This is a genomic window from Pseudarthrobacter sp. NPDC055928, assembly GCF_042270935.1.
Taxonomy (GTDB): Bacteria; Actinomycetota; Actinomycetes; order Actinomycetales; family Micrococcaceae; genus Arthrobacter.
This window is the reverse complement of record NZ_JBHJZH010000008.1, coordinates 39,122-51,738: the sequence shown is the minus strand read 5'-3', so window position 1 is coordinate 51,738 and position 12,617 is coordinate 39,122. Positions and strand designations below refer to the sequence as shown.

10 protein-coding genes are annotated in these 12,617 nt (G+C 65.7%); 3 read left to right on the top strand and 7 right to left on the bottom strand.

All coding sequences use genetic code 11. From position 1 onward, the window contains the following. Positions 1 to 55: 55 nt before the first annotated feature. The gene (locus tag ACFC25_RS11730) at positions 56 to 1,969 is read right to left on the bottom strand and encodes an ABC transporter ATP-binding protein (RefSeq protein WP_376045291.1); all 1,914 of its coding nucleotides are present in this window, start codon (positions 1,967 to 1,969) and stop codon (positions 56 to 58) included. Beyond that, the gene (locus ACFC25_RS11725) at positions 1,966 to 3,630 is read right to left on the bottom strand and encodes an ABC-F family ATP-binding cassette domain-containing protein (RefSeq protein WP_376045290.1); all 1,665 of its coding nucleotides are present in this window, start codon (positions 3,628 to 3,630) and stop codon (positions 1,966 to 1,968) included. Before ACFC25_RS11725 ends, ACFC25_RS11730 begins: the two co-directional genes overlap by 4 nt. Here ACFC25_RS11725 and ACFC25_RS11720 point away from each other — a divergent pair. From ACFC25_RS11720 to ACFC25_RS11710, 3 genes are all read left to right on the top strand, one after another. Then, the gene (locus tag ACFC25_RS11720) at positions 3,629 to 3,772 is read left to right on the top strand and encodes a hypothetical protein (RefSeq protein WP_376045289.1); all 144 of its coding nucleotides are present in this window, start codon (positions 3,629 to 3,631) and stop codon (positions 3,770 to 3,772) included. The genes ACFC25_RS11725 and ACFC25_RS11720 overlap by 2 nt on opposite strands. Before the next feature lie 144 nt (positions 3,773 to 3,916). Beyond that, the gene (locus tag ACFC25_RS11715; RefSeq protein ID WP_376045288.1) at positions 3,917 to 4,651 is read left to right on the top strand and encodes a hypothetical protein; all 735 of its coding nucleotides are present in this window, start codon (positions 3,917 to 3,919) and stop codon (positions 4,649 to 4,651) included. Beyond that, a complete protein-coding gene (locus ACFC25_RS11710; RefSeq protein ID WP_376045287.1) occupies positions 4,648 to 5,385 on the top strand; it encodes a hypothetical protein in 738 nt (245 codons plus the stop codon). Before ACFC25_RS11715 ends, ACFC25_RS11710 begins: the two co-directional genes overlap by 4 nt. A 170-nt stretch (positions 5,386 to 5,555) precedes the next feature. Here the strand turns inward: ACFC25_RS11710 and ACFC25_RS11705 are convergent, their stop codons facing one another. The 5 genes from ACFC25_RS11705 to ACFC25_RS11685 form a co-directional block, all read right to left on the bottom strand. Then, positions 5,556 to 6,662 (bottom strand): LLM class flavin-dependent oxidoreductase, encoded by a 1,107-nt coding sequence (locus ACFC25_RS11705; RefSeq protein WP_376045286.1) that lies wholly within the window; start codon positions 6,660 to 6,662, stop codon positions 5,556 to 5,558. Between the two features lie 97 nt (positions 6,663 to 6,759). Further along, on the bottom strand, positions 6,760 to 9,792 hold the full coding sequence (locus ACFC25_RS11700) for an alpha-mannosidase (protein ID WP_376045285.1): 3,033 nt from the start codon (positions 9,790 to 9,792) through the stop codon (positions 6,760 to 6,762). A gap of 114 nt (positions 9,793 to 9,906) precedes the next feature. Further along, the gene (gene fdhD / locus ACFC25_RS11695; protein ID WP_376045284.1) at positions 9,907 to 10,797 is read right to left on the bottom strand and encodes a formate dehydrogenase accessory sulfurtransferase FdhD; all 891 of its coding nucleotides are present in this window, start codon (positions 10,795 to 10,797) and stop codon (positions 9,907 to 9,909) included. Positions 10,798 to 10,921: 124 nt separating this feature from the next. After that, the gene (locus ACFC25_RS11690) at positions 10,922 to 12,313 is read right to left on the bottom strand and encodes a molybdopterin molybdotransferase MoeA (protein ID WP_376045283.1); all 1,392 of its coding nucleotides are present in this window, start codon (positions 12,311 to 12,313) and stop codon (positions 10,922 to 10,924) included. Next, positions 12,310 to 12,603 (bottom strand): DUF6457 domain-containing protein, encoded by a 294-nt coding sequence (locus tag ACFC25_RS11685; RefSeq protein ID WP_337346343.1) that lies wholly within the window; start codon positions 12,601 to 12,603, stop codon positions 12,310 to 12,312. Before ACFC25_RS11685 ends, ACFC25_RS11690 begins: the two co-directional genes overlap by 4 nt. Positions 12,604 to 12,617: the final 14 nt, after the last annotated feature.

Sequence of the window (12,617 nt, the reverse complement as noted above, 5' to 3'; positions counted from 1 at the left end):
GTGTCATTTTGACGGCTCAAAACGACACTTGCTGCTACCTAGTTGGGCAACGCCGCTAGAACTCCGGAACGGCTTCCGCGGCCACCGCAGTGGCCTCCGCGAACTGCGTCCGGTACAGCTCCGCATAGCGGCCCTCGGCCGCCAGCAGCTCCGTGTGCGTTCCGCGCTCCACGATCTGGCCGTCCTCGACTACCAGGATCACGTCGGCAGCGCGGATGGTGGACAGCCTGTGGGCAATCACGACGGCGGTGCGCCCTTCGAGCGCCGCACTCAAGGCCGCCTGCACGGCAGCTTCGTTGGTGGAATCGAGTGCGGCAGTCGCCTCATCGAGGATGACCACCCTGGGCTGGGAAATGAGCAGCCGGGCGATGGTGAGCCGCTGGCGTTCACCGCCGGAAAGACGGTATCCCCGCTCCCCCACCACGGTATCCAGGCCGTCGGGAAGGGACCGGATCATCGTCTCGAGGCGGGCCTGCCGGATGGCTTCCCACATGTCGTCGTCGGTGGCATCCGGCTGGGCGAGCCGGAGGTTGGAGGCGATGCTCTCGTGGAAGAGGTGCCCGTCCTGGGTCACCATGCCCAGGGTGTCACGCAGGGAATCGAAGGTGGCGTCGCGGACGTCCAGCCCCGTCCCCGGAATGGTGCCGCCGAGCCGCACGGCGCCGGAGTCGACGTCGTAAAGCCTTGAAAGCAGCTGGGCAATGGTGGACTTTCCAGCACCGGAGGAGCCCACCAGGGCCACGGTCTGCCCTGGTTCCACCCGGAAGCTGACGCCGTGCAGCACTTCTTCGCCGCCGCGCGTGTCAAGGGTGGACACTTCTTCAAGGGAGGCCAGTGACACCTTGTCCGCCGAAGGGTAGGCGAAACGGACGTCGTGGAATTCCACGGAAACGGGTCCCTTCGGTACCTCGACGGCGTCGGGCTTCTGCTGGATCAGTGGCTTCAGGTCCAGGATTTCGAAGACCCGCTCGAAGCTGACCAGGGCACTCATGATTTCCACCCGGGCATTGGACAGCGCAGTCAGCGGTGCGTACAGGCGCGTCAGCAGCAGCGCGAGCACCACCACGTCGCCCGGAGCAAGCTGGCCGGATATGGCCAGCACACCGCCCAGTCCGTAGACCAGGGCAAGGGCGAGGGCCGAAACCAGGGTCAGCGCCGTGACGAAGGTGAACTGCAGCATAGCCGTGCGGACGCCGATGTCACGGACCCGGCCGGCCCGGACCGCGAACTCATGTGATTCCTCGTCCGGACGGCCGAACAGCTTGACCAGCGTGGCGCCAGGGGCGGAGAAGCGCTCTGTCATCTGGGTGCCCATGGCGGCGTTATGTTCGGCGGCTTCGCGGCGGAGGTCAGCAAGGCGGGAACCCATGCGGCGTGCGGGGATCAGGAAGATCGGCAGCAGGACCATGGCCAGCACGGTGACCTGCCAGGACGTGCCGAGCATAACGATCAGCGTCAGGACCAGCGCCACGACGTTGCTGACCACCCCGGACAGGGTCCCGGCGAAGGCGGACTGCGCGCCGATGACGTCGTTATTGAGGCGGCTGACCAGGGCGCCGGTCCGGGTGCGGGTGAAGAACGCAATTGGCATCTTCTGCACGTGGTCAAAGACCTTGGTGCGCAGGTCCACGATCACGCCTTCGCCGATGGTGGAGGACAGCCAGCGGCTGACCAGCCCCAGGCCGGCTTCGGCCACGGCCACGACGGCGATCAGCACGGCCAGCCGGATGACTTGGTCCGTGCCTGCCTGGGCCACGATGGCGTCAACCACCTGGCCAGCCAGGACAGGCGTGGCTACTGCCAGGAAGGCCATCACAACCGACAGCGTCACGAAGGCGATCAGCTTTCCGCGGTGCGGGCGGGCAAAGCCCAGAACCCGTTTCAGGGTTTCCTTGGAGAAGGGCTTGGAGCCGCTCTTTGCGCGGGTGATGCTGTACAAGGTGTGCCAGGCGGCGCCATCCATGCTCATAGCTGCTGCCCCGTCGCGCCGGTCATCAATTCAGTTACCATTCCATCTTCCACATTCCACCGGACGTCGAGCTGAACGTTTTCGAGCAGCCTCCGGTCATGGGTTACCAACAACAAAGCGCCCTCATAACTTCCCAGGGCCTCCTCCAACTGTTCGATGGCCGGGAGGTCAAGGTGGTTGGTGGGCTCGTCCAGTACCAGCAGGTTGACGCCGCGGGCCTGCAGCAGGGCCAGTGCGGCCCTCGTCCGTTCCCCGGGTGAGAGGGAATTCACGGGGCGGGCCGTATGGTCCGCCTTCAGCCCGAATTTGGCCAGCAGTGTGCGGACATCCGCCGCCGTCAGGTTCGTGAGGACGGCCTCGACGGCGTCTGCCAGGGTGAGGTGGCCAGCCAAAAGTCCGCGGGCCTGGTCAATTTCTCCGATGGCCACCGAGGCACCCATGGCTGCGTTGCCGGAGTCGGGTGCCTGGACGCCCAGGAGCAGCCGCAGCAACGTCGACTTGCCCGCTCCATTGGGTCCGGTGATGCCGATCCGCTCCCCTGCGTTGAGCTGGAGGTTGACCGGGCCCAGCGTGAAGTCGCCCTGCTTGACCACTGCGTCCCGCAGCGTTGCCACCACAGCGCTGGAGCGGGGCGCCTGGCCGATGGTGAACTGCAACTGCCATTCCTTCCGCGGTTCCTCCACCACGTCCAGCCGGGCGATGCGGGACTCCATCTGCCGGACCTTCTGGGCCTGCTTCTCGGAGGACTCGGTGCTCGCGGCGCGGCGGATCTTGTCGTTGTCGGGGCTTTTCTTCATGGCGTTCCGCACGCCCTGGGAACTCCACTCACGCTGTGTCCGGGCGCGCGAAACGAGATCCGCCTTCGTGGAGGCGAACTCCTCGAAGCGTTCCCGTGCGTGGCGGCGGGCCACGGCCCGTTCCTCCAGGAAGGCCTCGTAACCGCCGTCGTAGACCGCCACCGAGTTCTGGGCCAGGTCCAGTTCCACAATGGTGGTGACGCAGCGGGCCAGGAATTCGCGGTCGTGGGACACCAGCACCACACCGCCCCGCAGTCCTTGCACAAATGCCTCGAGTTTGGCCAGGCCCGCGAGGTCAAGGTCGTTGGTGGGCTCGTCCAACAGCACAATGTCGAAGCGGCTGAGCAGCAGGGCGGCAAGGGCAACACGGGCGGCCTGGCCGCCGGAGAGGCCTGTCATGGGAGCGTCAGTGCCGGTCTCCAGCCCCAGGTCTGCAAGCACTGGAGGGATGCGCTCGTCCAGATCGGCTGCCCCGGAGGCCATCCAGCGGTCAAAGGCCAGGGAGTAGGCGTCGTCGGCCCCGGGGGCACCGGAACCCAGGGCCTCGGCGGTGGATTCCATCTCCGCCGTCGCCTGGGCGCACCCGGTCCGGCGTGCGATGTAGGCTGCAACCGTTTCGCCCGCCAGGCGTTCGTGCTCCTGCGGCAGCCATCCCACGAAGGCATCGGCAGGGGCCAGGCTGACGGAACCGCCCTGCGGCTGGTCGACTCCCGCCAGCAGCCGCAGCAGGGTGGACTTACCGGCGCCGTTGGCTCCCACTACCCCCACAACGTCACCAGGGGATACGGTCAGGGAAAGCTTGGAGAAGAGCGTCCGGTGGTCGTGGCCGCCGGAAAGGTCTTTGGCAACCAGGGTTGCAGTCATGGGGTCGATCCTCTCGATGCTGCCGGACGGCGGGGACCCCGCTGGGGCGCTGGCGCGGAATGACGCCCGGGACTCCGCCAGAAAACCGCGGGAAACCGCGGGAAATCCGGGTGCTACCGCCCTGCTCGTGACGGGGGCATAAAAGAACCCGCTGGTCCGGACTTGGGGGGTGTACGGACCAACGGGCTCGACCATCGAGCATAGTCGAATCGACACTCCGCGTAAAATCGCCAAGGGTTCCGCAGGCTAAAATTGAGGCATCCGTCCGTTCTGAAGAGAGCACTTCATGCCCCTCCCCGCCAAGGCGTTCCAGCGCTGGCTGCAAGGCATTGCGCCCAACGCCAGCACGGCCGATGTCTGCCGGATCTCCGGGATCAAACGGACCACCTTGGCCCAGCAGTTGGTCCGCGGGAAGGTCGCCGAGGCCACCGTGGTGAGCATCAGCCGCGCGTATGGCGTCAATCCGGTCTCGGCCCTCGCCGGCTTCGATGCCTACCGCGACCTGGCTCCGACAGTCCCACCCACGAGGTGTGAACTGGTCAGCCAGATCTCCACGCCTGACCTCCTGCGCGCAGTGCTGGCCCGCTCGGCGGTGGATCCAGCCGGCCAGACCTCGGCCGAGCCGCCCCCGCTGAGCCCGGCACCGCATGCCACTTCCGTCAAGAACTGGGTTGAGGCAATCGACGACGGCGAGCTGAGGCACCGTGTCTCGGCCGCCACCGGCGTCGCCCCCCAAAACTACTCGGCCCAACTGAGCGCGAACCGGCTCTCCCCCGAGCTGGCCATCGCAACTTCCCTGGCCGCAGGCGTGGGCGCGGCAGGCGGGCTGGTGGCCACGGGACTGATCACCGAGGCAGAAGCTGGCTGGTCGGCGGACGCCCGCCAGGCCGCCTTGGACAGCCTGCCCGACGGCGAACTGACCACGTTGGCCGGCGACCGGCTGCAGGCCTTGGGCAAAACCTTGAAGCGCCAGGAACACGACCAACAACAAACCGACAAGATCTGGGAGAACCTCGGATGATCGAGATCCTTCAGTGGTCCACCCTGGCCATCTGCGCCCTGGTTGCCATCGCCAGAGTTCCAAGCATGCTGAGAGGTGAAAACCGGACGCTGTTCTGGATCTTTGCGCTCATGACCCTGGCCATCATCCTCAGCATCGAGGCGCCCTACGTGGCCATAGACCAGGCGCTGGGCGGATTCAATGTGGCAAACCTCATCCTGCGCTTTGTCATCTTCGCCGCCATCCTCTGCGTGGGCATCCGTGTCACCCGGGGTTTCGGCGCCACCGATGGCTACCGGCTGTTGACCGGCCCTGTCGGAATGATGGCGCTGGCCCTGGTGTCGCTGGCCGTTATTGGTTTGTTCATCATGATCGACTCACAGGGTTCGTCCGCGGGGTTGGCCGGAATATCGCGCAAGGGCGGTCCGGATGCCGTGCTGGTGGAATACTACGGTGCGGCTGGCAGGGCGTACCCCACGTACGTGTCCCTGGTGCTGTTGCCTGCAATGGTGCGGGCAGTCCGCGGTTCGCTGCCGCTACCCATCCGCACCGCGGCCTTCCTGCTGGCCGTCGGAGCAGTGGCCATCGCCTTAACGCTGTTCTTCCCTCTTATGCCGTCCAGCTGGGGGCCGGCCAAATTCATGATCAACTACACGGCAGTGCTGTGCTTCGTTGTGGGACTGGCGATCATCTGGGCGGCCAAGGTCGGTTATGGTCGCAACGCGGCAAAACAGAGGACTTTTACTGAAAAGTAACCTCGACAAATTCACAAAATCATTAGAATATGAAACAATCATGAATGTGTGAAGGCGAGGCGCAGGGCGTTTACGAACGGGGATAAATTCTTAGACGTTGCGCCTCGGATGTCTTCACGCGCATTGGGGGGATGAGTGGTGGCGGCCGTTGGGGACCGCCCCCACTCAGCCTATTTAATCGCCGCGTGGTTCGCGGCCCGCACTCCGGTCCCGGCAGCCCGCCCCAGTTCACGCTGCACCATTGGAAGCACCTCGGTACCCAGCAATTCGATCGCTTCGAGCACGGTTGCCTGCGGGACTGAGGACAGGTCCAGTTGGAAGATCTGCCGGTCGTGCTGCAGATGGCCGTGCATCCTGACGATTTTTTCGGCCACCTGCTCCGGGTTACCTACGAACAATGCGCCGCCGGGCGCCGCCTCCATGTTGTAGGTGACTCCGCTGGGGGTGGGAAATCCCCGTTCTGCCGAGATCCGGCGCATGGTGTCCATCCAGTACGGCCGGAAGGCCTCCTTGGCCCTGCCTGTTGCAGCTGGTGTGTCCCGCAGCACCAGCCCGGGGGCACTGACGCCCACCTTGAGTCCGGCGGCTCCATGTCCATGCTCGACGGCGGTCTGCCGGTAGAGCGCCGCATGGCGCTCGAAGTTCCGTACCGATCCACCCAACAAGGCGTACATCACGTTCTTGCCCAGGGCTGCGGCCCGCACTGTCGACTGAGGTGTTCCACCAGTGGCGATCCAGATGTCCAGCTCACGGCGGCCGTCCTCCGCCGGGAAGGGGCGCGGCAGGATCTGCGCCTCATGCAGGCCGGAACGGAACTTGCCGCTCCAGGTAATCCGCTCCTGCGCATTGAGCCGGAGCAGCAACTCCAACTTCTCCTCGTAGAGGGCGTCATAGTCCTCCAGGCGCGCCCCGAACAGTGGATACGACTCGATGAAGCTACCGCGGCCCGCCGTAAGTTCCGCACGGCCCTGGCTGATCAGGTCGATCGTGGCGAACTGCTGAAAAACCCGCACCGGGTCCTCGGTACTGAGGACCGTGACTGCGCTTCCCACTTTGATTTGCCGGGTCTGCGCCGCAACGGCCGCCAGCACCGTGGACGGCGACGTGACGGAGTAGTCGGCGCGGTGGTGCTCCCCGACGCCAAAGTAGTGAAGTCCTACCTCGTCGGCGAGGCGGGCCCTCTCCAGGAGATCCTGGGTGTTCTGTTCAGGAGAGACCACAGTGCCGCGTACGGGATCGCGGTGGATATCGCCGAAGGTGAAGATTCCTAGTTCCATGCCTTATCCAAGCAATAGATGCATTTGCATATTCCCGCAGGCGGAATCAGGGGAACGGATCCTCAGCCAGGAGCGGGCGTAAAGCCGGCTGGTGGCGTCAACGGACGAACCTCAACGTGACCAGTTGGAAGGGGCGCAGGGCCAGCGTGACGCCGCCATCCCCGGCCGGTGCCACGCCTGGCGCTTCGACGGGCCGTTCCAGCAGGTCAGTGGCGTACGCCTTGGCGACCGGGAAATTCGCCGTAAGTAGCCCGGCCGAACGCTGGCCCAGGGACTCGTAAAGCCGGACGATGACATCCCCCGAGCCGTCCTCGGCCAGCTTCACGGCCTCGATAACCAGCGCGGCGTTGCCCACGGTGAACAGCGGTTCCGCCGGTTTGGCGCCGCGCACCATCCGCGGTGCCAGGTTAGTTCGATACCCTTCCTCCACGGCCTCGGCGATACCGGCACCCGGGCGGATGGTGACCGTCAGTTCGTGATGTCCGCGGTCAGCAGCAGGATCGGGAAACTTGGGGGCCCGCAGGAGTGATAGCCGGACGGTAGTGGTGGTCCCGCCGTCGTCCTCCCGGATGTTCCTGGTGACGTCATGCCCATAGGTGGACGAGTTGGACACTGCCACGCCGTAGCCCGGCTCGGCCACATGGATCCATCGGTGGGCGCAGATCTCGAACTTGGCAGCTTCCCACGAGGTATTCACATGCGTGGGCCGGAAGACGTGGCCGAACTGCGTTTCGGAGGCCGATCGGTCCGCCCGGACATCCAGTGCGAATCCGAGCTTGAGGAGCTTCTCGCTCTCCTGCCAATCGACGGCCGTAGTGATTTCCAGTGAATCGCTGCCTAGTGCCAGAACAATCCGCTGGGTGACCGGCGAGGACCCGGCGACACGCTCCACCACGACGACGGCGGACTGGCCGTGGGTCTCCACCCGAACAGCCTGGGCCTGGTCCAGCCGCGTGACGTTACGCCGGTAGAACGCGTCGATGTCCCACGCGTCCCACTCGTTGGGGGTGTCCCGGTGCAGTTCCAGCAAGTTGCCGCGCTGGCCGGGAGCTATGGCTTCCCGTCCGCTGGCGTAATCCGAGAGGGACGCGATCAGGCCGTCAGCATCCAGGACTGCGCGGATGACGCCGTTGTCCAGCACGTACCCGCCGTCCTGCTCCGATACCGTCGCTGGTTGTCCGGCTGCCAGCCGTTCGGCGGCACCCAGCGCGGGGACGCCGTCACGGGCGTGGGGGGCGGCGTTGAGCAGGAAATCATGGGGGCCTTCGCCCAGCAAGGCGGCCGCTGCCTCCGCGATCAGGGCTTCGAGGCCGGCGCTGATGGCAGCATAGTTCCTTTCGGCATCTTGGTGGACCCAGGCGATGGAGCTGCCGGGCAGGATGTCGTGGAACTGCTGGAGCAGCACGAGGCGCCAGAGCCGCTTGAGTTCCGCTGCCGGGTAGGTGAATGACCCGCCCGTGCGGACGGTTGCGGTAGCGCACCAGAGTTCGGCCTCGCGGAGCAGGTGCTCGCTGCGGCGGTTGCCGCGCTTGGTCTGGGCCTGACTGGTGTACGTGCCGCGGTGGAGTTCAAGGTACATTTCGCCCACCCACACGGGAAGGGCGCTGTACTCCTCCTCGGCCTTGGCAAAGAAGCTTTCGGCGGAGCCCACCCGGACCTTGGGCGATCCTTCAAGGTCAGCGGTGCGGTGGGCGGCGGCCAGCATCTCGCGCGTAGGTCCGCCGCCGCCGTCGCCATAGCCGAACGGAACCAGGGAGGTGCTGCCGCGCCCGTGGTCGCGGTAGTTGCGTTCGGCATGCGCCAAATCCCGTGCGCTGAGCTCGGAGTTGTAGGTGTCCACTGGCGGGAAGTGCGTAAAGAGCCGCGTCCCGTCGATCCCTTCCCAGTTGAACGTGTGGTGCGGCATCCGGTTGATCTGGTTCCAGGAGATCTTTTGCGTGAGGAACCAGCGGCTGCCTGCCGATTTGACGATCTGCGGCAGTGCGGCTGAGTAGCCGAAGGAATCGGGCAGCCAGGCTTCACGGCATTCAATGCCGAACTCGTTGAGGAAGAAGCTCTTGCCTTCGACGAACTGCCGGGCCATGGCTTCGCCGCCGGGCATATTGGTATCCGATTCCACCCACATTCCGCCCACCGGCACGAACTGGCCGGCCTTGACCTTCTCCCGGATGCGGCCAAACAGCTCCGGGTAAAACTCTTTCATCCAGGCAAGCTGCTGGGCCGAGGAGCAGGAGAACACAAAGTCCGGGTCCTCATCCATCAGCGCCACGACGTTGGAAAATGTCCGGGCACATTTGCGGATGGTTTCCCGCACGGGCCAGAGCCAGGCGGAGTCGATGTGGGCGTGTCCGGTGGCCACCAGTTGGTGCGCCGAGGCATACGCAGGCCTGGAAAGCACCTCTACGAGCACCTGGCGCCCGGCTGCGGCCGTTCCGGCAATGTTGTCCGGGTCCATGGCGTCCATCATCCGCTCGAGCGCGCGGAGGATTTCGTGGCGCCGCGGCTGCTCCATGGGCAGCTCATGCATCAGCCCTGAAAGGGTCCAGATGTCCTGCTGGAGCTCCCACACCGTCTGGTTGAGTTCCGCGATGGCGATGTGGCCAAGGCGGTACTGCGGCGCAGTGCCTGCTGTCGCCTTGTCTCCGTAAGGAGTGGCCGCGAAGGTCCAGCCCTGCGCGACGTCAGGGTTGGCCGCAGCCTCAACGTAGAAGTCCACGGCCATGCCGCTGCCAAGAAGTTTGAGCGGGATGTACTGGTTCCGCGGCGAGATGGCCTTGATGATGGTGCCATCCGGACGCCATGCGATCCCCTCGCACTGGAAGCCTGGCGCCTCGGTGGTGAAACCAAGGTCCACCACGATTTCCACTGTGGTGTCAGGATCGGTTCCCCAGGACTGAGGGACGTCGCCCTGCAGCCTCAGCCACTTCGTCCCCCAGGGTTTGCCCCACGCGGCACCCGGCTCCTGGGGCACGAAGTCGTGCCGTAGCGCCTCCATCACAGTCACGGGCTCGTCCGGCACGTCCCAGGTGCTGAGGTTCAGTGGGACGGTGCGTGTGTAGACAGCGGGGATGATCCGTTCGCGCACGAAACGGTCCAGGCGGACTTCCGTGATCCGGCGGTCGTCATGCAATGTAAGCCCTCTTTAACGCTTGAAACTGGATCAAAGTGTCCATTCGATGGATAAAATCTACTGCGTCGTAGCTTAATAACCAAGCCTCGGCGGGTCCGGCTGCGTGCCAGTTGCTTATCCTCGAAGTTCCGCCGGATCCTCGGCCGGAACAGGGACGGTGATCCTGTGCTGCCCGGCGTAAACGTTCAGGCTTGTCCCCCGGCTGAACCCCGCCAAGGTCATTCCGGACGCCTCGGCGAGTTCTACCGCCAGGCTGGAGGGCGCGCTCACGGCAGCCAGCACCGGGATGCCAGCCAGGGCCGCTTTCTGGACGAGCTCGAAGGACGCCCGCCCGGATACCTGGAGCACCAGTCCGGACAGCGGAAGCATCCGTTCCCGCAACGCCCAGCCAACAACCTTATCCACGGCGTTGTGCCGGCCAACATCCTCGCGGAGGCACAAAAGCTGCACCCCGCCGTCGTCCTCTACCCTGAACAGCCCGGCGGCGTGCACTCCCCCGGTGACGTCGAACACCGCCTGCGCCTCGCGGAGACGGTCCGGCAGCGACGCGAGGACTTCCGCGGGCACCGAGACCGGGTCCTCGGCAGGGCTGTAGTGCGATGACTTCCGCACGGCTTCGATCGAATCGGTGCCGCAGATGCCGCACGAACTGGACGTATAGACGTTACGGCCGATCGTCGGGACGTCCACGTCCGGACGCAGCTGTGCCTCCACGACATTGAACGTCTGCACGCCGTTTTCGTCCTCCCCGGCACAGAACCGCAACGACACCAGCTGCTCAGGAGTCCAGATGATCCCCTCGGACACCAGGAACCCGGCAACGAGGTCAAAGTCATCGCCTGGAGTGCGCATCGTGACCGAGAAAGACAGGGAGCCCAACCGGATCTCCAAGGGTTCCTCCACGGCCAGGGTGTCTTCCCTGTGCCGTATGGGGAACTCGAGGGCCTGGGGGGACCCGTCCAGCACGTACCGGTGGACCTTGCGGCGCTGCGTCACACGGCCCATAGCTGTGCCCCGTCCTGCCGGCGGAAGCCATGCAGTATGTCCCGTTGCTGCCGTCGATGGCCAGGGTGCCTGTTCATGACTCCATCATTGCAAGGGCAAGGGCACTAAGCCAGCGGCGCCACGGTCAGCCCAGCAGCGCGCTCCAGTCCACCGGGCCTGCCGGTGCCGCGGGCTTGGAGCCGGCCTTCCGGGCAGCCCGTGCAGGGGTCTTGGCCTTGGTTCCGGGTTTTTCTCCGGTGGCGAGCGGCGGCCCCCACGGCAGCGCGAATGCCGGGACTGCTTCACCGAGCTGCACCCCGTGGGGCGGCACCACCATCACACCGTGGGCGGACGCCAACCCCCGCATCATGCCGGGGCCGGTGTGCTGGGCCGGCGACGCCATGCCGTACAGCAGCCGGAACGGGATCAGCCGGGTACGGCCGGGATCAGGCTCGATGGTGGTTCCGGAGGGGACTTCCTGTATTTCCGGCATGGACCCGTGGCCAAGTGCCGCGAGTAACGGCGCGCCTACGGTGGACAATGCCATCATGGCGGCCAGGGGGTTTCCGGGCAGCCCGAGAACAAACCGTCCGTCGGGCAGCTCCGCGAGGACAGCGGGATGGCCGGGCCGCATGGCGATCCCGTCGATGACCAGCCGTCCACCCAGTTCGGCGACGGCCTGGCGCAGGTGGTCAGTTCCCGATCTGCCGGTACCGCCGGTGGTGATGACGACGTCGGCAGGCACGACGGCGGGAACCTCACCGCCGGGCTCGGCGACGTCTTCCAAGGCAGTGAGCCAGTCTTCGTAGGAGTCGCCGATCTTTTCCTGCCCGGCGGGAATGCCCCCCAGCATTTCCACGACTGCAGCCAGCTGAGGACCAAATGTGTCACGGACCTGCCCGGGCGCCGGCAGTCCATGGGTCACCACTTCGGAGCCGGTCAGCAGGAGTTTGACCACCGGCTTGCCTTGCACCAGGAGGTCGTCATGGCCGGAAAGGGCCGCCACGGCAAGGTGGGCGGGATTGAGGGTAACTCCTGCCTTGACAAGCACGTCACCCACGGCCGCTTCCTCCCCGGCTTTCCTGATGTGCTGGCCGTTCTTCGGTTCGCCGGGGCGGGCGCCGCCGCCAACCATCAGGACCGGGAGGCCGTCGTCGTCAGTGCCCAGCACTGCGCTTTCGCTGCGGAGCACGGCCTTGGCACCGGCCGGGATCAGGCCACCTGTGACAATGGGGCTGGCCTGGTGCGGCGCCAGCCGCTGCCCGGCCTCGGCCAGGATCCAGGGGCCGCTGCCGTTGACCGCCCAGCCATCCATGGCGGACGAGGCGTAGTGCGGCATCTCCTGGAGGGCTGTGATGTCCTCGGCAAGCGTCCGGCCAAGGGCCTGCTGCAACGGAACGCGTCCCGGGGGTATCGGCACGGCGCAATCGAACGCAGCCTGTCGGGCCTCTTCCCAGGTGTGGGCCAGATGCCTGGTTTTTTCGTCGTGAGTGTCCTGCCTGGGTGCGTCGTCGTTGTCGCCGGGGGCAGCCGTCATTCGCGCGGAGTCCCGGCGGATTCAGAATCGTAGTCCACGGCCAGGGACCGTGCCACGTCCATGGCAGCGGACATTGACGCGGTGTCCGGCGCCTTCCCCGAGCCTGAGGCCAGGCCGGCGGCGAAGCCTGCGATAAAGGTGGTCAGGGGCGCTGCGGGCCGCACTACCGAATGTGCAGCCACTCCGGCGAGCGAGAGGATGGCATTGACGTCTATCTGGACGTCTTCGAGTTCGTAGGCCTGAAGGAGCGCCCTGCACCATTCTTCCAGCGTCTCATCCTGGCTCTTCACTGTATGCCTCCCAT